Origin of the sequence: Kaistella pullorum (genome assembly GCF_014837035.1) — a bacterium.
Classification (GTDB): Bacteria; Bacteroidota; Bacteroidia; order Flavobacteriales; family Weeksellaceae; genus Kaistella; species Kaistella rhinocerotis.
Genome location: NZ_JACSPS010000001.1, coordinates 796,674 through 818,677 on the forward strand (window position 1 = coordinate 796,674; position 22,004 = coordinate 818,677).

General features: G+C 43.2%; 12 protein-coding genes. All 12 read left to right on the forward strand.

Translation table 11 applies throughout. The annotated features are described in order from the left end of the window. Positions 1-90: 90 nt before the first annotated feature. The 12 genes from rimP to H9628_RS03845 all read left to right on the forward strand — a co-directional run bounded on the left by rimP (position 91) and on the right by H9628_RS03845 (position 21,935). On the forward strand, positions 91-558 hold the full coding sequence (gene rimP, locus H9628_RS03790; RefSeq protein ID WP_251832785.1) for a ribosome assembly cofactor RimP: 468 nt from the start codon (positions 91-93) through the stop codon (positions 556-558). Between the two features lie 47 nt (positions 559-605). Beyond that, positions 606-1,853, forward strand: a complete 1,248-nt coding sequence (nusA, locus tag H9628_RS03795; protein WP_251832786.1) for a transcription termination factor NusA — start codon at positions 606-608, stop codon at positions 1,851-1,853. 73 nt (positions 1,854-1,926) lie between these two features. Then, complete coding sequence (gene infB / locus H9628_RS03800; RefSeq protein ID WP_251832787.1) at positions 1,927-4,743, forward strand: translation initiation factor IF-2; 2,817 nt, start codon at positions 1,927-1,929, stop codon at positions 4,741-4,743. A 522-nt stretch (positions 4,744-5,265) separates the two neighbouring features. Further along, positions 5,266-8,271 (forward strand): SusC/RagA family TonB-linked outer membrane protein, encoded by a 3,006-nt coding sequence (locus H9628_RS03805; protein ID WP_251832788.1) that lies wholly within the window; start codon positions 5,266-5,268, stop codon positions 8,269-8,271. Between the two features lie 15 nt (positions 8,272-8,286). Continuing rightward, a complete protein-coding gene (locus H9628_RS03810; protein WP_251832789.1) occupies positions 8,287-9,780 on the forward strand; it encodes a RagB/SusD family nutrient uptake outer membrane protein in 1,494 nt (497 codons plus the stop codon). A gap of 282 nt (positions 9,781-10,062) precedes the next feature. After that, entirely contained in the window at positions 10,063-13,008 is a 2,946-nt protein-coding gene (locus tag H9628_RS03815; RefSeq protein ID WP_251832790.1) for a SusC/RagA family TonB-linked outer membrane protein, read from the forward strand. A gap of 20 nt (positions 13,009-13,028) precedes the next feature. After that, positions 13,029-14,495, forward strand: a complete 1,467-nt coding sequence (locus H9628_RS03820) for a RagB/SusD family nutrient uptake outer membrane protein (protein WP_251832791.1) — start codon at positions 13,029-13,031, stop codon at positions 14,493-14,495. Between the two features lie 82 nt (positions 14,496-14,577). After that, positions 14,578-16,506: a putative porin gene (locus tag H9628_RS03825; RefSeq protein ID WP_251832792.1), complete on the forward strand. Its 1,929-nt coding sequence runs from the start codon at positions 14,578-14,580 to the stop codon at positions 16,504-16,506. 72 nt (positions 16,507-16,578) lie between these two features. Continuing rightward, positions 16,579-18,165: a bacillithiol biosynthesis cysteine-adding enzyme BshC gene (gene bshC, locus H9628_RS03830; RefSeq protein WP_317172604.1), complete on the forward strand. Its 1,587-nt coding sequence runs from the start codon at positions 16,579-16,581 to the stop codon at positions 18,163-18,165. Between the two features lie 37 nt (positions 18,166-18,202). Then, complete coding sequence (locus tag H9628_RS03835; protein ID WP_251832794.1) at positions 18,203-20,095, forward strand: LysM peptidoglycan-binding domain-containing protein; 1,893 nt, start codon at positions 18,203-18,205, stop codon at positions 20,093-20,095. Between the two features lie 51 nt (positions 20,096-20,146). Continuing rightward, positions 20,147-21,022, forward strand: coding sequence for an ACP S-malonyltransferase (gene fabD / locus H9628_RS03840; protein ID WP_251832795.1), 876 nt, complete (start codon positions 20,147-20,149; stop codon positions 21,020-21,022). A 4-nt stretch (positions 21,023-21,026) separates the two neighbouring features. Further along, positions 21,027-21,935, forward strand: a complete 909-nt coding sequence (locus H9628_RS03845) for a GYDIA family GHMP kinase (RefSeq protein ID WP_251832796.1) — start codon at positions 21,027-21,029, stop codon at positions 21,933-21,935. Positions 21,936-22,004 lie beyond the last annotated feature (69 nt).

Below are 22,004 nucleotides of genomic sequence, written 5' to 3' on the forward strand. Positions count from 1 at the left end.
AGCTAAAAATGTGTATATTTGCACCGGATTTACGGATAATAATGAAAAGGCTTTCGAAAGAACGCCTTTTTTCGTAACCTACATGAAATTATGGAATTTAGAAAAAGAATTGAAGAATTGCTTCACACTTTTTTGGCGGAAAGAGAAGACCTTTTTTTGGTAGATCTGAAGTTTTCTGCCGCTGACGATATCACGGTGATCCTTGATGGTGACAATGGCGTATCGCTTCAGGACTGTCTGGATGCGAGCCGCGCGATCGAGTTTAATGTGGATCGTGAAGAGCACGATTTTTCACTGCAGGTGATGAGCGCCGGACTGAGCGAACCGCTAAGTACGCCTCGTCAGTTCCGGAAAAATATCGGGCGCGAACTTGATTTATTAATGACAGATTCAAGCGAGATCACGGGTGAACTGAAGGAAGTGGGAGAAGATAAAATCATTTTGACATTAAAATACCGCAAGCCAAAAGAAATTGGTAAAGGTAAGACCGATGTGGTGGAAGACAGGGAAATTCTGTACCCCGACATCAAAAAAGCACTGGTAACGATTAAATTTTAATAATAAAGATGGAGCCGCAGAGGCCTCATTCTATATCACTTATAAATATGGACGGTTTAGCATTAATAGAAGCATTTGGCGATTTCAAGGAGGAAAAAAGCATCAGTAAGATCGACCTGATGGCGATCATTGAGGACTCGCTGAAGACTTTGCTGAGAAAAAGATTCGACTCAGACGATCATTTTGATGTGATCGTGAATCCTGATAAGGGAGACTTCCAGATATTTTTGAATAAAACCATCGTAGAAGACGATATGTCTGAAGATGACGACCTGGAAATAGAAATCTCTGAAGCTAAGAAAATTGACCCAACCTTTGAGGTGGGCGAAGATTTTACGATTGAAATCCCGATTGAAGGTCTGGGACGCCGCAGCATCCTTACGCTGAAGCAGATTTTAGCAACAAAACTTCAGGAGCATAACAATGCGATGCTTTATGAAGAGTTCCGCGACAAGATTGGCGAAATAGTTGTAGGTGAAGTTCACCACATCCGTCACAAACATGTGATTTTGCTTGATGACGAGGAGAATGAGTTTATTTTGCCTAAAGAAAACCAGATCCCGTCTGATTTCTTCAAGAAAGGTGAAAACATCCGCGCGATTGTAGAAAGTGTAGATTTCAAAGGCGCAAAACCGCAGATTATCGTTTCAAGAACAGCACCGAAATTCCTCGAAAAACTGCTTGAGCTTGAAATTCCTGAGATTCAGGATGGTACCATTATCCTTAAAAAAGTAGTGCGGATCCCGGGTGAGAAAGCGAAGATCGCTGTAGATGCTTATGACGACAGAATTGATCCTGTAGGAGCGTGTGTAGGTGTGAAAGGTTCAAGGATTCATGGCGTTGTACGTGAACTGAAGAATGAAAACATCGACGTGATCCAATGGTCAAAAAATCCTGAGATCATGGTTAAAAGAGCCTTGGGTAATGTCACCATCAACAAGATCGACATCAACGACGAGACCAATTATGCAATGGTATATACGCCGGTTGACGAAATTTCAAGAGTGATCGGAAAACAGGGTCAGAACATCCGTTTGGCATCTTGGTTAAGCGGTTATGAGATTGATGTTTACAGGGAATCTGGTGAGGACGATGACGTAGAACTGAAAGAATTTGCCGGAAATGAAGAAGGCGATATCGAACAGTGGATCATCGATGAATTCGAGAAAGTGGGACTAACTACTGCGAAAAGCGTGCTGGATAAAGACACAGATGCACTTCTGAAAATGGTTGACCTGGAAGAGGAAACTATCGAGGAAGTAAAACAGATATTGAAGGAAGAGTTTGAGGATTAAACTTCCAAAAAAACCCGGTAACGTTAAAATAGGTTAACTTTACCAAAAATTAAAACAAAAGTTTACATTATACATGTCCAAAATTAGATTAAACAAAGCGGTAAAGGAATTAAATATCTCAATCCCAAGACTTGTAGAGTTTCTGCAGTCTAAAGGAATGGAGGTAGACAATAACCCGAACGCTCAATTGGATGAATCAGCATATTCTGCACTGAAAGCGGAGTTCGCGAAGGACAGTGAGCAGCGTAAAGCCTCGCACGAGGTGGTGATCACGAAGGTTCCCGAAGAAAAACTGGAAATAGAGCCATCTAAGCCAGAAATCATTCGCGCCAGAACCACCGCCCGTCCCGAAACCAAAGTTTTGGGCAAAATAGACCTCGAGCCTAAGAAGCCTGAAGCTCCGGTTGAAAAACCTGTCGAAACACCAGCTGAGAAGCCGGTTGAAGAGGTTACTCTGCATACGCCTGCGGCGGAAAAGCAGGAATTTAAAGTTCTTGACAAGATAGATCTTTCACAGATCGAAAGCGGCCGTACACGTACAGCGCCGAAGGAAACTCCGAAGGAGGAGAAACCGGCTATAGAAGAAGTGAAGCCACAACCTGTAGAAGAAGCACCAAAACCTGCTGCTGAGCCCGAGAAAGCTCCGGCAGATCCTTCAGTTCCTGAAAAGATAGAAACTGTTTATCAGAAGCTGGATGGTGTGAAAATTCTGAAGGAAACCGTGGACCTTTCACAGTTCAACAAACCAAAATCTTCAAGCGCGGCAGCCAAGAAGAAAAGAAAAAGAATTGAAAAACCTGCAACACCGGGCACCGGAACAGCGGGTACTCAAGGTAACAGACCACAAGGGCAGGGCGGCAATCGCGGTCCCGGTCAGGCTGGTGGAAACCGTGGTGGCCAGGGTGGAAACCGTCCGGGAGGCCAGGGTGGAAATGCCGGACGTGGTGGCAGCAGACGCGGCGCACCTACAATGCCGGTAGAACTTACCGATGAGCAGGTAAAGAACCAAATTAAAGAAACACTTGAAAAACTTACCAATAAAGGCGGTAAGAACAAGGGTGCTAAATACAGAAAAGAAAAACGTGTATACCGCCGCGAGCAGGACGAACTGCAGCAGGAAATGGATGCAGCGGACAGAACTCTGAAGGTAACCGAATTCATTACTGTTGGTGAATTGGCCAGCCTGATGAACGTAAGCCCGACGGAAGTGATTTCAGCGTGCTTCTCTCTTGGCGTAATGGTAACCATGAACCAGCGTCTGGAAGCCGATACACTTCTGCTTGTAGCTGACGAATTCGGATACAAAATTGAATTCTCTGATGCGGATCTTGAAGAATCTGCAATTGAAGAAGATACAGATACTGAGGAAGATTTGTTGCCACGTGCACCGATCGTTACCGTAATGGGTCACGTAGACCACGGTAAGACTTCCTTACTCGATTATATCAGAAAGACAAACGTAATCGCCGGTGAATCTGGGGGTATTACGCAGCACATCGGTGCATACAATGTTCAGCTTGAAAACGGTCAGCGAATCACGTTCCTGGATACACCGGGTCACGAAGCCTTTACCGCGATGCGTGCGAGAGGTGCGCAGATCACCGATATCGCAATTATTGTGATAGCTGCGGATGATGATGTGATGCCTCAGACCAAAGAAGCGATCTCTCACGCACAGGCGGCGGGAGTTCCGATGATCATTGCGTTAAACAAAGTAGATAAGCCAAACGCGAATCCAGATAACGTACGTCAGCAACTTTCTTCGATGAATGTACTCGTGGAAGAATGGGGTGGAAATGTACAGTCTCAGGAGGTTTCAGCTAAGTTTGGTAACAATATGGATGCGTTGCTGGATAAGGTTTTGCTTCAGGCTGAAATGCTTGAACTTAAAGCAAATCCAAACAAAAATGCACAGGGTGTAGTAATAGAAGCGTCACTTGATAAAGGACGTGGATATATTTCTACTATCCTAGTACAAAGTGGAACACTGAAGGTAGGTGATTATGTTCTTGCAGGTAAAAACCACGGTAAGGTAAAAGCAATGCTTGATGAGCGTGGTAAGCCTCTTGAATCTGCCGGTCCATCAATACCTGTTACGATTCTGGGACTCGACGGTGCGCCGACAGCTGGGGATAAATTCCGCGTGTTTGAAGATGAAAGAGAAGCGAAAAGTATCGCCACTAAGCGTGAACAGCTTCAACGCGAACAGTCTATCCGCACCAAGAAGCACCTTACGCTTGATGAACTTGGCCGTAGAATTGCCCTTGGCGACTTCAAGGAACTTAACATTATCCTTAAAGGTGATGTGGACGGTTCTGTGGAAGCACTTTCAGATCAGTTGCAAAGTCTTAGCACAGAAGAGATCAGCGTGAACATCATCCATCAGGGTGTCGGTCAGATAACCGAGTCCGACGTGTTGCTTGCAGCCGCTTCGGATGCTATTATGATCGGCTTTAATGTACGTGCCGGTGTAAATGCGAAAGACCTTGCTGATAAAGAAGAGATTGAGATCAGAACATATTCTGTAATCTACGCTGCTATAGACGATGTAAAAGAAGCGATGGAAGGTATGCTTTCGCCGGAGATTAAAGAACAGGTAATCGGTAACGTAGAGATCCGTGAAGTGTTCAGGATTTCGAAAGTTGGCTCTATTGCAGGTTGTATGGTCTTGACCGGAAAAGTGACACGAAACTCCAAAATCCGTTTGCTGCGTGATGGAATCGTGAAATTTGATGGTGAACTGGAAAGCTTGAAGCGTTTCAAAGACGATGTGAAAGAAGTAACGAAAGGCTACGAATGTGGTTTGAACATCAAAGGATACAACGATATCGAAGTTGGTGACATCCTGGAAGTGTATGAAGAAGTTGCTGTGAAGAAGAAACTCAAATAATAAAATTGACATATAAATAGGAGACCTGCTGAGAAGCAGGTCTTTTTTTGTACCTGAAGCTAATTTGACATTGCGGGAATCCCGGCTAAGGTCGCGAGCGCAAACCCCGGATGGTAACTTACATCGATGACAACTTCATTCAGCTAAATTTTCGGAAATCCGACCTTTTTATAAGAAGGACGGATTTTTTTTTTAAAATGCATAATCGTAAGAAAAACGATAAATAACAGGGCGGGATTTTATCTTAAAGACAAGAAAATAATTAAAACATAATCTAATTCGTAGCTTAGTATTGCGCTTAAATGTTAAATTGTAAAAAAAACAAAATTTTAGTTAACGTAAGTTTATCGGGGTTTTAACAGTACTTGTACAAAGAACATTGTCAATTATTTAGAATGAGGCATTAATCACGCTTATCCATTGTAAAATTAAAAACGAATAAATATCCTGAGTATTGGAGCGGTTTGTTAATGTTAAATATAATTAACATATTTGCGTTCAATTTAAAAAAAATGTGTTAAGATGAATGTGAAATTAAAAGCACTCGGAGCAGGTGTTATCTTCTTTTTAGGAGGAGGAATGGCATATGCTCAGACTGACTCAACAAGAACTGTTGAAGTAGATGAGGTGGTGATTGTTGGTTATACCGCAGTGAAAAAAGAAGATTACACTGGATCGGTTTCCAAAGTTGGCAGTGAGAACATTGCTAAGAAGAATGTATCAAATGTTGCACAGGCGCTGACTGGTGAAGCTGCTGGTGTACGTGTTATTACTACTTCCGGACAGCCGGGTTCTGAGCCTTCTATCAGAATTAGAGGTTTCGGATCGGTAAGTGGAAACAGAGAGCCGCTTTATGTTTTAGACGGAATTCCGTTTGCAGGTAACGTATCTGCGATCAACCCAGACGACATCGAAAACATGACTGTTCTTAAAGACGCTACTGCAACCGCAATTTATGGTTCCAGAGGTGCGAACGGTGTTGTATTGATTCAGACTAAAAAAGGTAGAGCCGGTAGAGATGTAGTAACCATCGACACTAGAATTGGTTTCAATGCACCTTTAATCCCGCGTTACGATGTGATCCGCAGCCCGGAACAATACATCGGACTTTCATGGGAAGCACTTTACAACCAGGGAAGACTAAGCGGAAGTGCAGATCCTGTAGCTTATGCTAATGCAAGACTTTTCTCTACGGCGGGTGTAAGAACTCAATATAATATGTGGAATGCTACGGCAGCACAGTTGATTGATCCTGCTACACATCAGGTAAGAGAAGGTGTTACAAGAAAATATAACCCGGAAGACTGGAGAGACTATGGTTTCCAGACCTCTATGAGATCTGAGACCAACTTCAGCATCAGCGGTGGTGAAGGAAAGACTACTTATTATACCGGTATCGGTTATCTGAAAGATGAAGGTTATACCATCAACTCTAAGTATGAGCGTTACAGCGGACGTTTGAACATCGCACACCAGGCTAAATCGTGGTTGAAAGGTGAGTTTAACATGGGTTATGCTTTCTCTGATACAGATAGAAACGGCCAGACTGAAGACAGTGGAAGTATCTTCTGGTTCGTAGATAACATTCCTTCGATCTATCCATTGTTCCTTAGAAATGCTCAGGGTGGCTTCGTAAATGATCCATATTATGGTGGATACCAGTACGATTATGGTAACGGTAGAGGTTTCGGTGCACTTACCAACTCTATTGCGGACGCAACGTACAACCTGGATAACAGAAAGAAGCACGAAATGAACGCGAACTTCTTCCTGAAAGCTGACATTACCAAAGACCTGAGCTTCGAAACAAGAATCGGTGGTCAGTATTACAACAACTCCAGAAACGACTACAGCAACCCTTACTACGGTAGCTCTGCTTCCCAGTTCGGATCACTTTATAAAGTTCGTACAGAATTATTCTCATACAACTTCCTTCAGTTGCTTCGTTACATGAAGAAGTTTGGAGATCATAACGTACAGGCTTTTGCTGCACATGAAACAACTGACTGGAAATACAACTACATGTCAGTTTCTAAATATGGTTTGGTAATTCCTGATGGTGGCGAATTCAACAACGCAATCAACCAGAACCCGGCATATTCTTACCTTTACAACTATGCGCTTGAAAGTTTCTTTGGTCAGGCAATGTATGATTTCCAAGGTAAATATTTGCTTTCTGCAAGTGTGAGAAGAGACGGTACTTCACGATTCCTTAATGACAAATGGGATACTTTCTATTCCGTAGGTCTTGGATGGGTTGTAAACAAAGAAGCTTTCATGCAGGACAGCAACGTTTTCAACAGACTTAAACTTAAGGCCAGCTACGGTACTGTAGGTGATCAGGCAGGTGTAGGTTACTACCCTGGGTACAATGTGTACAACCCTGGTAACTTTATGGATCTTCCGGCTGCGGCTTTTGACAGAATCGGATACCCAGAACTTACATGGGAAAAATCTAAAGTGTTTGATGCGGGTGCAGAATTCACCTTATTCAAAAACAGAATTATTGAAGGTGCTGTAGATTATTTCCACAAAACTACAGACGCGCTTATCTTTGATTCAAGACTTGCACCTTCTACAGGTAACGCAATCCTGAAAGTAAACGACGGTCTTTTGGTGAACCAGGGTGTTGAATTTACATTGACAGGTCACGTAATTAATAAAGACGATTTCTATTTAGATCTTTCTGTGAACGGTGAATGGCTTGATAACAAGCTTACCAGAATGCCAATTGATCCTTCTACGCAGCAGCCAAAGATTATTGATGTAGCTGAAGTTGGCTTCGGTAGATCAGTAGGTCACTCACTTTATGATTTCTATATGAGAGAATGGGCTGGCGTGAACCCTGCAACGGGTGCAGCCATGTGGAACGTAAGCTATACGGATAACAACGGTAACGGAAAATTCGATTCTGGTGAGCAGATCGCGTCACTTACAGAATTTTTAGCCGCTAATCCTGGAGCTACAGTGTTGGAAGCAACTACAGAAAACTACACACAAGCAACTCAGAAATATGTGGGTAAATCAGCTATTCCTGACCTTAGAGGTGCATTCTCTGTAAATGCAGGTTACAAAGCGGTTTCACTATCTGCTCAGTTCCTGTATGGTATCGGTGGATACGCTTATGACGGCGCTTACGCAGCATTGATGCACAACAGTGTCGTAGGTAACAACAACTGGCACCAGGATATCATGCAAAGATGGCAGAACCCAGGTGACATCACAGATGTACCAAGACTTACCAGCAACCGTACTGGAGATACTAACTATAACAGTATGTCAACAAGGTTCCTCACAAAGTCTGATTATCTTGTGTTGAATAATGTGAGACTGGCTTACACAATGCCAAACAAATATTTTGCAGGTCTTGGACTTAACGGTCTTACTATTTCACTTACGGGAGATAACTTGTGGATCCAAACTAAGAGACAAGGTTTCAACCCTACAACATCTGAAACCGGGAACAGTAACACTTACAGATATTCACCTCTTTCTACCATTACGTTTGGTGTAAAGACAAACTTCTAAATTTTTAATTAACAAATGAAAAAGCTACTTATATTAGGTTCCATGATGGGACTACTCTTCACTACTTCTTCTTGTAGAGATGAGTTTTTGGAAAGCGAGCCGACGGAAACGTTGGCAAATCCGCCAGCTCAGGCGAAACTGAACGGTCTTTACCTGATGATGGTAAATACCGGAACAGGAGGTACTACGGGTCATGATGATTACGGTCAGAAAGGTTACGACCTCACTGCAGACCTTTTGTCGGGTGATATGGTACTGAGCGGTGTAACTTATGGATGGTACCGAAACATTGCCAACCTTACAGCGACTACTGACTTTACTAATAACTCCAACTACATGCCGTGGAGATATTACTACAGAATTGCATACGCTGCAAACGATGTAATCGCGGGATTGGGTGGAAACGATTTCGTTCCTGCTACAGCCAGCGATAAAGCATCAATGGGTCAGGCAAAAGCGATACGGGCCTATGCATACTTCTACCTTACTCAGTATTTCACTACCAAATATGATCCGGCATCACCTGCAATTCCACTTTATACGGATACTGGTGTAGCAGCGAAGCCTAAAGCTTTACAGTCTGAGATCTACGCACAGATCGTGAAGGACCTTTCTGAGGCAGTAACTTTGCTGAACGGTTTCAGCCGTGCAAACAAAGGGATGATCAACCAGGATGTGGCTAAAGGTTTGTTGGCATACACATATGCTGCAATGGGAGATAACGCGAAAGCAGCTACTCTTTCATTAGAATTAATTGCTAAGTTCCCTAAAACTACTGCAGGTGACCTTGTATTTGACGAAGCTAGTGCTACAGGGGGCGGATTCAATAGCCTGGCGACTCCAAGTTGGATGTGGGGCTTCGACCTTACACTGGCAAACGATCTTGACTTGATCAGCTGGTGGGGTCAGTTAGATATTACCACGTACTCTTACTCTTGGGTTGGTGATGCTAAATCTATTGACTTAGATCTTTACAGTGCAATGCGTGCAGATGATATCCGAAGAAACCAGTTCAGATCTGTAAATGAAACTGCCAGCGGATTCACTACGGCTCCTGCTGATGCTGCGGGTACATTTGATTATCCTGCTGTTCCTGTGAATAAATTCTTTGATCCTGCGCGTACAATCGGTGGTCAGCGTATCGTGATCACAGACTACCTTTACATGCGTGTTGATGAGTTCCACCTTCTTGCGGCTGAGACCCTTGCGAAGTCTGGAAACGAAGCTCAGGCAAGAACAGTACTTAGCTCTTTCTTAGCTAACAGAGTCGCGGATACATCTTACATTTCCGGTCTTTCTGGTACAGCTCTATTGAATGAGATTTATCTGCAAACCAGAATCGAATTGTGGGGTGAAGGTAAGAGCTACCTGGCTATGAAGAGAAACAAGGCAACGGTGAAGAGAGGTCCGAACCACTTGTTCTTTGCAGGCCAGAGTTTCAACTCTGATGATGATAGACTGACGTATGATATACCTCAGGCAGAAATCAACAACAATCCGAACTTCTAATAGTTTAGACGTTGTAATTTATAAAAGTGCTTCACCCGTTTGGGTGGAGCATTTTTTATTTAAAATTTAAGTAATTCGTCGAGATCAAAGCTTCAGTTCCGTTCACGAAAACGTGTAAAATCGGGCGCTAACGGGTATCGTTGCCATTTTGGAAAAGAAATGGGTATTACGTCACACATTCCGTACCAGAACAAAAAAAAGATTGCAATTTCCTAAAAATTGTTTTGGCTATGTTAATATAAATTAACATATTTGCCTATTAAAATATTAAAATGTGTTAATATGAATGTAAAATTACGAGTTTTAAGTATCGGCGTGCTTTTCTTTGCAGGACACGCATTGAATGCGCAGCGGGCAAACAGAGATACTGCAACTAAAACTAAAGAAATTCAGGAGGTAGTACTGATCGGGGGGATCAAGCTGGATCCGGCTCAGAAAGTGGGCGCATATAATGTAGTTTCCAAGGCTAATTTTGAAAGCACACCATTTTCATCGGTGGATGAAGTATTGAACGGCCGTGTGGCCGGGCTCAACTTCTCTTCAGCCAGTGGTGATCCGGGATCATCAAATATGGTAACCATCCGTGGGGTAAGTTCTCTTCTTGGTACGCCAAACCCACTATACGTAATCGATGGTGTAATTGTAGGGAAGGGATCAGATAACGCTTCCTTGATGGAATCGTGGAACCCGCTTTCCGCGATCGACCCGAATGCTATTGAAAATGTGTCAGTGCTGAAAGACGCTTCGGCTACTGCACTTTACGGCTCACGCGGTGCGAACGGTGTGATTCTGATTACCACTAAAAAAGGAAAGTATAACCAAAAGACACGTTTTGAATTCTCTACTGAGACCGGAACACAGGACCGCGCCTTCGACAAGATGGAACTGATGTCTTCTGACGAATACATTAAATATGGTGGAATCTTGATGTGGAACAGTCAGGACCTTCTGGGCCAAACCTTTTCTACACTGCAGGAGGCTACAGATTTTTTCCTGTCAGAACCTACCTATGAGGGTAATTATGACGGGACCACCAATACAGATTGGGTAAAGGCCGTAAACAGAACTTCATCTGTAGTAAACACTTACAACTTTTCTGCATCAGGTGGTGGCGAGAATACCTCTTTCCGTATCGGTGGAACGTATTATAACAATAGCCCACTGATCAAAACCTCAAACTTTGACAGAATAAGTGTAAATACGGCTGTAGATCACAAAGCATCTGATAAACTGAAATTTGGGGTAAACCTCAATTATTCAAATATCAAAAGACAAACCTATTTCGGTGGACGTGCATCGGCAAACCCGGTTACATCATCGATCATGATTTCTCCACTGAGACCTATTTATCTTGAGAACGGTGACTACAATCAGGATCTGGGTGAAGGCTCACCAACACCAGGTTTCAACCCGGTTTCTATCCTGGATGAGACCAGCCAGAAATCTACGATCAACACCATCATCGGTTCAGCGAATATGGATTATCAGTTCATCAAGAATTTCTATTTCAATTCCCTGTACGGTATGCAGGCACAGTTCATGACGGAAAGACAAAACGTTCTTGCGGGGCATCCTGTGTATACGATCATGACGGATACTCAAGGTTTCCTTGGTGATTTCCGCACTACAATTTTCGACTGGAACTGGTCGAATACATTAGGTTACCGAAATATCTTCAATGGACGTCACAATGTTCAGGCATTCCTCGGAATGGAGTATCAGGATCATACCTATAACAACTTCCAGGCGATTACTTTCACGCAGAACGATCCCAGACCTTATTTTGGTTTCTCTGATGAGCAGTTTGCCTCAAACACAGACCAGCAGTGGAGACAGATTTCGTATTTCGGAAGACTTAATTATACTTTAGACAGTAAGTATACGATTTCAGGGCAGCTTCGCCGTGACGGTAACTCCACTTTGGGTGAAAACAAATGGGGTAGTTTCTGGTCTTTAGGTGGCTCCTGGAATGTGATGAATGAATCTTTCATGCCTGATGCTTTCTCGTCACTGACGCTTCGTGCAAGCTACGGTGTCCTGGGTAATATTCCTTACGCAGACCAGTGGTACAGCCAGTACAACCAGTACGCGACACTTGTTTATGATTCCAACATCGGTTGGGGACCATACGGTGGTAATGGATTTATCGCTTCGGCGGGTAACCGTAACCTGAGCTGGGAAGAATCTGCGCATCTTGATGTAGGTGCAGATTTCGGAATTCTGAATGAAAGGCTCAAATTTACCTTAGATTATTACGACAAACTGACGGATAAGGCAATCTTCCGCTCCTATCCGGCGGTGGAAACAGGTGGTCCTACTTTCTTCTATGACAATGTTGGCGCCATCAGAAACCGCGGTTTTGAAGTGGTAGTGGATGCAGTACCGGTACGGACTGAAAACTTCAGCTGGAACATCAATGCGAATGGATCTTACGGAAAATCAAGAATCGAAAAACTGAACGTTGATCTGGTAACATTTGAAGGAGAAACATCTGATGGAAGTAATGAACTTGTAGCTTTTGCTCCCGGCAAACTTTTCGGAGAATATTACACATGGCTTTGGGCAGGTGTAGCGCAAACCGATGATGCAGCCAATGGTATTTCTGCGGGTGACGGTATTTGGTATACTGATGGTTCACGCACCACTGTAACAAATGACAAGACACAAGCGGAGAAGGTATGGATGGGTAAAAATGCATTCCCAACTTATAACGTTGGTCTTACAAACTCATTCGACTACAAAAACTTTACTTTGAGTTTTATGCTTTCAGGGCAGTTTGATTTCTACGTGCAGAATGGTGTTCACTCTTACACAATCCACGACGGACGTTTTGCGACCAGAAACCAGATTACCGATGCGCTTTATAATAGCTGGACTGATGCGCCGGGAGCTGAAAATTTCAGTGCAGACAACCCGAAAGCGGTGATCGGTAACCCAAGAAGTTCAAGACTTGAATCTTCGCGATTCCTGAACAAAGGTGATCATATCAGACTTAAAGAAGCCAGAATTGCATATTCTTTCGGCGATACATTCAAGGATGCTACGGGCATAAACAACCTGACTATCTATGCAAGAGGGACAAACCTGCTTACTTACGTATTTGATAAAGATTTGAACTATGACCCGGAATCAACTTCCAACTCATGGTCAGCACTTGGAAAAGGCAGATATTGGTACGCCTCTCCAGTGGTTCGTACCGTTTCATTCGGAATTCAAATCGGTTTTTAATGACTAAATTTAATATAACAATGAAAAAATATTTAATAATATTATCCTCAGCGCTGGTCTTTTTCACGAGCAACTCCTGCAGCAACCGTGATCTGGAATTGCTTCCGCCCGACCAGGACAGCTTAAATGAAATCAATACACCCACCAAACTTCAGCAACTTCTGAACGGTGCTTACCTTTCAATTTCCTCAGCTAATGCCCTTGGTGCCGAAGCTACAATGTTTGCCGATATTTTGGGTGATAAATTCTTCGTTTCGAACTCGAACTCATCTTACACTACAACCTATACTTACAACTACAGTGCGACCGTAAATGATTTTAAGTTTTACGGAACTTTGTATGACATGATCACCAAATGTAATTTCGTGATTCAGTCTTCGGTCCCTGAAGATGAAGAGGTTATCCGCATGAAAGCAGAAGCTAAGATTTTGCGCGGTATGGCTTACTTCATTTTGGTGAACTATTACTCACCTACACCTTCATCTGGTGTGAACCAGGAGTATGGTGTGCCGTTGGTGACGGATGTGTATGATGTTACCATTCAGCCGGCACGTGCAACGGTTGCTGAAGTTTATGACAGAATCATTCAAGACCTTACCGAAGGTGCGCAAAACGCTGAAGCTACACCGCAGTCTAAAGTATTACTAGGAAAAGATGCAGCCAAACTGTTACTTTCAAGAGTATACATTACGCGCCGTGCAGCGGGAGATGCCCAAAAGGCTGTAGATCTTGCAACACAGGTAATTGATTCCGCGCCTGCAGGTTCATTCGGACTTGGAACGAATTCGATCAGTGCCTACACAAGCTATTTTGCAGGTAATGATGATGGTGCTTCAGAAGAGCAGCCGGAAACTATTTGGGAACTTGATTTCAACCAGGTGACTAACAGAGCTAATGGTATTGGTTCAAACGTTTCGCTTCCAGTGTTTTATAGCCGTCAGGATTCACGTAGAAGTATGCTGATCAACCAGTCGTTTTACAGCAGTTTCGCAGCTACAGATATCCGTCGAGGTTCACTTACCACTGGTTTGATTTCAAACACAGGACCTACAACGCCGAATACAGACAGCCCGAAAGGTTACTGGATGAACAAATATCCAAGACTTACCTCTGAAGGAAATTACGTAAGAGACGTGAAAATTCTGCGTTATTCAGAAGCATACCTGAACAGAATCGAAGGTTTGTACTTAGCCGGTCAGAATGCGCAGGCGCTTACAGAACTTAACGCATTTGCAGCTTCAAGAAACGGATCGCTTTATACAGGTGCCGACCTTTTGAATGATATCCTGACTGAAAGAGCTAAGGAGCTCTATGGTGAGGGACATCGCTTCTTCGATCTTAAGAGACACAATCTGCCTGTCGTAAGACCATCGAACTGTACGATTAACTGTACGATCCCGGCCGGTGATAAACTGTTTGTCTTCCCTATTCCGCAAGGCGCGCTGAACAGCAACGCTAACCTAAAACAGTATCCTGGTTACAACTAAGATTTTTCTTAAAACTTACCCCGCCACCCGGCGGGGTTTTTATTTGCCCATATTTCTTACATTTGTCTCACAAAAATAAATAATGAGGATTCTCCTTCTCTGTATATTCTTTTTATCACTGTCTCTTAGCGCCCAGGTGCTCAATAAAACCGATTCTAACCGTGTAAGACCTAAAGACACGTTGGTTATCGATTCGGGACGCAAAGATTCGCTGCAGATTTTTAAACCCACTATTTACGATTATACTTTCCGGACACAGTTCAGCGAAAAGAAGATTTTCGATACCGCATTCACGCCTGAAAAAACCTTTGTTTTTACGCAGTACAACAACCGCGATAATTTCGGACGTATTCAGTTTGCAAACATCGGCTCGGGTTTTCAGCCTATAATCTTTGAAGTGAATACCGAGCAGAATCTCTCACTTTTACCTACAAATAAGTCGTTTATCATCCAGGGGATAAAAGACATCAGATATTATGATGTGAAAACGCCCACCACTTCGTTTATCTATCACAACTCGGTGAGTAGCGGTGCTGCCCTACAAACTACGTACACGCAAAATATTGGTAAAAACTTCAATTTTGCCCTCGAATATATGGGCTTGCGCTCGCTCGGGCTTTATCAAGAGAATCTTGCGGCGAACAACAACGTGATTTTCTCCGGACATTATGTTTCGAAGAATAACAAATACGAAGCTTTCGCGCATTTCGTTCATCAAAATGTCAACAACCAGGAGAATGGCGGTGTAGCAGATATCGGCTTGTTTTTGGGCGATAACTCGAATTTTGACAACCGCATCAATTTACCGGTAAACCTTACCGGCGCAGATTCGCGTTTTTCTTACCGCCGCTATTATCTTAGTCATCAGTTCCGGCCGTTTGCATCGGAAAAATTTCCGTTCAAGATTCGGCATACGCTATACCATCAGGGCAACAAATATTATTTCATACAGGCTTTGCCGCAGGATTTTTATTTTGATGACATTTCAGAACTCATAGATTATCCGCTTTCTTCGAAAAAGTATTCGAAAAACCTGAGTAACACCGTGAGTATTATTTTCGATAAGGAAAATATCAAGCTCGACGCGGGAGTCCGTCACCAAAGCATTAAACTCGGTATCGGCGAGGCATTACCAGCATCCCTGAACATTCCGAAGGAAGTTTCAGAAAACCGTTTGGGCGCGGTGGGCAATCTCCAGATCAATTTGTGGAATAAAGTTGCACTTAATTCAAACCTTGAGATTTCTACCGGAACAGAATTTGGCAGTTATCTGCGCTCTCAGAACCTGCTGAAATTCGAGCCTGTCGCGGGTTATTTTGTAGATGCGAAAGTGAATTTCCAAACTGCCTCCCCAACATTTAATCTGTTGATGAACCCTTCTGTTTACCGCAGGTTTAATTATTTCCTTGAAAATCCAGTCAATGAAACGATTACCGAAATTGGCGGTTCGGTAAACTTGAAATGGTTTAAAAGTTCGGTATTTGCCAACTATTTCATGATTAACAATTACACGTATCTGGATGCTGCAGCACAACCTCAGCAAAGTAATTCAGCTTTGAATATTTCGCAGATCGGCGGTGAAGCGATATTCAGTTACGGGAAATTTCATTTGAATCCGCGTGTGCATTTCCAGACGGCGCTCAGCAATCAGGATTTGCTTCCGATGCCTAAATTTATTGGTCGCGCAAACCTTTACTGGCAGTCTAAAGCGTTTAAAGATGCAGCTGAGATTCAAACGGGAATTAAGGCTTATTACTTCAGCAAGTTCGCCTCGCGGGAATATTCGCCGGTGCTGAACGAATTTATTCTTCCAAACTCATCATCGTATTCTATAGGCGGCCAACCGATTGTGGATGTGTATTTTAATTTGAAAGTGAAGCGAATGTTTTTCTTCATCGAGGCCCAGCACCTGAATACGACCATTCAGAAAAACCGGTCATTTGCAGCGCCTTATTATCCGGTCTCAGATTTCAGGCTGAATCTCGGGATCGTCTGGTATTTATTTAGCTAATTATTAATATTGAGACGCTGCGTATTGATTTAGAAATAAATGGATCCGGGCAAAAAATTTAACCAAACAGTTTTGAAAAGTATCACCTCCATACCATTTCAGGATATTGAAAGCATTCCGACTTTGATAAAAGATTATCTGGATCAAAAAATTTCTGGGTTTGAGGATGATCTCTTTAGCGATCAAAACTTCGCGAAAAAATGTGAGGCTAAAAAGCAAAGATTTACCGACGCTCAAAGAGAAATTTTAGCTAATACTTTAAAATCTCAAACGAAAGGTTTAAATCTAAGTGATAATCAGCAGCTAAATCTTAAAAAACTTTCCCTCAACAACACATTTACGGTGACCACCGGGCACCAGTTAAATCTTTTTACCGGGCCGGTTTTTTTTGTTTATAAAATTTTGCAGACGATAAAAACGGCAGATTATTTAAACAAAAAATTTCCAGGTCAATATACAGTCCCGATTTTCTGGATGGCCTCCGAAGATCACGATTTTGCTGAGATCAACCACTTCCGTACGCCTGAAAACTACTTTGAAGTACGTGCAAACGCCGGCGGACCTGTGGGCGAAATCGAGATTGAAGATGATCATTTCATCTCAGAATTCGAAAGTGAATATAAAGATTCAGTCTTCGGTACGGAACTCATTCTGATGATGCAGCGCGCCTACAAAAAGGGACATACCCTCGCTCAGGCAACACGGATTTTGGTTCACGAGCTGTTTGCAGAGTATGGCCTGTTGATGCTTGACGGAAATGATGCGCGGCTGAAGGAACAGATGAAAGAAATATTCAAAGGTGAAATATTGACCAGAGCACTTTTTGAGTCGACAAAGCCGGCCGTACAGGAGCTGGAGACGCGTTACGGCAATGTGCAGGTGAATCCGCGGGAGATCAATCTGTTCTATTTGAACAACACAAGAAACCGCATTGAAGCTGACGGTGACAATTTCCGTATTGTCGATACTGAAATCACTTTTACAAAAGAGGAACTTCTGCAGGAATTAGAGAATCATCCTGAAAAATTCAGTCCGAATGCGCTTTTACGGCCAGTTTACCAGGAAACCGTGTTGCCAAATGTGGCGTACGTCGGAGGTAATGCCGAAATAATGTACTGGCTTGAACTTAAAGACTATTTCACAGCGCTTGAACTCCCGTTTCCAATCCTCATTCCGCGAAATTCAATCGTACAGATTCAGGAAAAAACGCTCGGGAAGATTGACAGGCTTGGGCTCGAAATAGATGATTTTTATAAAAATTTTGCGAATGTTACGCGGGATTTATTACTCTCGGATAATGAAATCCTGAAATATTTAGATATTAGCGAAAGCCAGCTCCAAAAGCATTTTAACGAACTTGGTTCCATCTCCGCACTTACAGACAAAAGCTTCCAAAATCTAGTGGATGCCGAAAAAACCAGGCAACTGAAATCTTTCGTACGGATGCGGAAACGTTTGCTTCGCGCAGAGAAAATAAAGCAAAACGAAAAACTTCAGCAGCTCAACGATTTGTTTATGGCTGTGCATCCCGGTGGCGTCTGGCAGGAGCGTGTCCTGAATTTTTCGGTGTTTTTTGCAGACCATGGCAAGACGTGGCTTCAAACTTGTTATGAGGTGATCAACGTAGATAAACCGGAGCTTTCGGTCATCTCCATTTAATTTTAATGCGTTATTTTTGTACTTATTATCCTAAGAAATGATCAGAAAAATTATTGCTCTGTCCGCATTTACCGCTGCCCTCGCTTTGGGCGCGCAGAATATACATACCGTTGTGAAGGGTGATAACGCCTACAATATTTCCAAAAAATACGGCATCAGCACCGCAGAGCTGTACCGGATGAATCCTAAAGTTCAGGACGGTAAAATAAGCATCGGTGAAGTGTTGGTTGTGGGTAAATCTACCGGTTCCAAGCCAGCAGCGCAATCTGCACAACTTGGCAAGATCATTATTCAGCCTAAACAGACCATTTACGGTCTTACAAAACAATATAAAATTTCAGAAGCAGACCTACGTGCACTGAACCCAAATCTGGATTCAAACATGAAAATAGGGTCTGAAGTGACTTTACCCCTTGCCGCTATCAGCAGTTATGGTGGAAATCAGGTGATTGCAGCGCAGAATTCATCAGTTGAAACACCTGCTGTGGCTGAAAAGACAGTAAATTCGGACGCAAATGACACCTACATGGTTCAGCCAAAGGATAATTATTACAAGCTTACGCGTAAATTCAGTCTTACACAAAAAGAACTGTTTGCGATGAATCCGGGTCTTGAAGAAAAAGGTCTCCGTCCGGGTGAAACGATAATCGTACAGGGAAACACCAGTTCGCCAGCGCCGGCGAAATCGGCAACGGAAAAAATTGAAACCGACACACCTGCACCGAATACTTACACTACAACTTCCACAGCTGATGACTATGTGACTTATACCGTGCAAAGCGGTGACACCGTTTTTGGTATTCTAAATAAATTCGGGATCGGTCTTGATGAGTTGCTGACGCTGAATCCGAACCTTTCGTCAGGTTTGAAGGCGGGAATGGTCTTAAAAATCAAAAAATTAGACGCCGGGTACGTAAAGAAATCGGGAGATGCACTGAATGTAGTGATCATGCTGCCATTTGGCTTTGATACCAACGATTCTAAATTCCGCACACTTTCGCTGGATTTTCTTTCCGGTGCCAAACTCGCGATTGAGCGCAGTGCCGCCAGCGGACAAAAGCTGGATGTGAAAATCATCGATGCCGGCAACGAGGCAAGCTTTAAAAATTCTTTGACGCAGATAAATTCTGATAATACAGACCTGATCATCGGGCCGTTCTTTAAGTCAAATGTTCTGCAGGTACTCGATTATGTGAAAACGCAGAAAATTCCTGTTGTTGCACCATTTGCAAACAGCGATGATCTGTTGAAATTTGAAAATCTGATTCTTATTGAAACAAACCAATCGGTATTTGCAGACCGCATCGTGAAAGAGGTGAAGGACGTTTACTCAGACCAAAAGATCTACATCGTAGCTGATGATGACAAATCGAATGCAAATTACCTTAAGACAAACCTTGAAAAAACGCTGAAGAACGCCAATGTTGTCATTGTGAACTCTGGCGCAGAGATCGAGCCCGATAAAAACATGATGACAGGTCAGTCTGCACCGGTAATCGCTATTTTGGCAAGTGACCGCGATGCAGATGGGGACGCGTTTGCAAACAGAATGATGGCTTTGTCTAAAGAAATCAGCGGTATCAAAGCGTTCAGCATGTACTATTCGCCAATCTTTGAGCGCAAAGTAGACGAGTTGAGCCAGGTGAACCTTGTTTATCTGATGGACCGCAAAGTAGATTCTGAAGGCAGGTTCGAAAAAGAAATTCTGGAAGCTTACAAAAGCAAATACTGCAAGACGCCGCCGAAATATTCAATCATCGGGTTTGATATCGTAAATGATATGCTGAGCCGTGAGAATAAAAAGGGAGAGATCTTTAAGCAAATGAACAAGGTTCAAACGCAGCTTGCGACAAAATTTGAATTTGAAAAAATCCGCAACGGTGCCTATGTGAACAAAGGTTACCGTGTTGTGAGACTGTTGCCCAACTAAGCGAAGGCGATTTAAAATAAAAACAATATAACCGCACTATTCTAATTCTATATGAAAGCACTTGTATTTCCTGGACAGGGATCACAATTTGTGGGCATGGGTAAGGAACTGTATGATTCCCGGAAAGACATCAAAGACCTCATGGACTCCGCAAATGATATCCTCGGTTTCGATATCATTTCTACTATGTTTAAAGGATCTGAAGAGGATCTGAAAAAAACCGAAGTTACACAACCTTCAATTTTCATCCATTCTGTAGCGGCGCTGAAAGCCGTGAATGGACTTGGAGCCGCAATGGTTGCCGGCCATTCATTAGGCGAATTCTCCGCATTGGTAGCCAACGGTGTTTTATCTTTTGAAGATGGTCTTAAACTCGTTTCTGCGCGCGCAAAGGCTATGCAGTCCGCTTGTGATGCGAATCCAAGCTCGATGGCTGCTATTTTGGGCTTAGCCGATGAAAAGGTGGAAGAGATCTGTGAAAGCATTGATGGTATCGTAGTTCCCGCTAACTATAACTGCCCCGGCCAGCTTGTGATTTCCGGTGAAACGTCCGCAGTGGAAGAAGGCTGTGAAAAAATGAAAGAAGCGGGTGCAAAACGTGCACTCTTGCTGTCTGTCAACGGTGCCTTTCATTCACCGCTGATGCAGCCGGCGCAGGAGCAGCTTGCAGCAGCCATTGAAGCCACACGTTTCCGCAATGCCACGATCCCGGTTTACCAGAATATCACGACAACAGCTGTGACCGAGCCTGAGGAAATCAAGCAAAATCTCATCAGCCAGCTTACTGGTCCGGTAAAGTGGACACAATCTGTACAAAACATGATCAAAGACGGCGCTACAACTTTTATCGAAGTGGGTCCCGGAAAAACCCTTCAGGGATTAATCAAGAAAATTAACAGCAAGGTGGAAGTCTCAGCCGCGATCTAGCGTAATGAAAGGCCGACTATTTTCGCCCGGAAAACTGCTTTTAACTTCAGAATATACCGTCCTGGACGGCGCTCTGGCTCTTGCCGTACCTACAAAATGGGGGCAGGAGCTTTTTTTTGAGGAAATAAGTGACGGAAGATCTACGATACATTGGGAAGCCTATCTCCAGGATGAGCTTTGGCTCAGCACCGAGATTCGCTATTCGGACTGGCAAATCACGTCCGCTAACCTGCTTCCAGCAGCTGAATTTGTCTTAAAGGTTTTAAAGAATACTGCACGCTTGTCTTCAATTAAATTTAAAGAGAATACCTCTTACCGCATCCGTACGAACCTACAGTTCCCCGCAAATTTTGGCTTGGGCAGCAGTTCAACGCTGATGAATAATATGGCCGAATGGGCTGGCATTAATCCTTATGAACTAAATGAGGCGAGTTTGGGCGGAAGCGGTTACGATATAGCGGTTGCAAAAGAGAAATCAGCAGTTCTGTATCAGATTTCAGGGCAGGATAGACGGTTACATAAGGTTGATTTTAATCCTGTTTTCAGTGATGATCTTATTTTTATTCATTTGAATCAAAAACAGGACAGCCGCGAAGGTATTGAACACTACCGTGCACTACCGTATGATCCTGAGTTGATTGAGTGGTTTTCAGACCTGACACATAAAGTTGTGAATACGGTTGAAATTGATACGTTTTCAAATTTGATGGAAGCGCATGAGCAAAAATTGTCAAACACGCTTTTAATAAAGACCGTGAAAGAAAGATACTTTTCAGATTGCCCGGTTTTCGTGAAAAGCCTTGGTGCGTGGGGCGGAGACTTTGTAATGAGCCGCAAATTTTCGGGTTATGAGCGTTATTTTTCGGAACGCGGATTTAGCTGTATTTATACCTGGTCTGAATTAATTCTCTGATTATCAGGATGTCTTGCAGACTTGCTGTTTGTGATGAATATCAGTACTTTTAGAACCGACAATACCCTT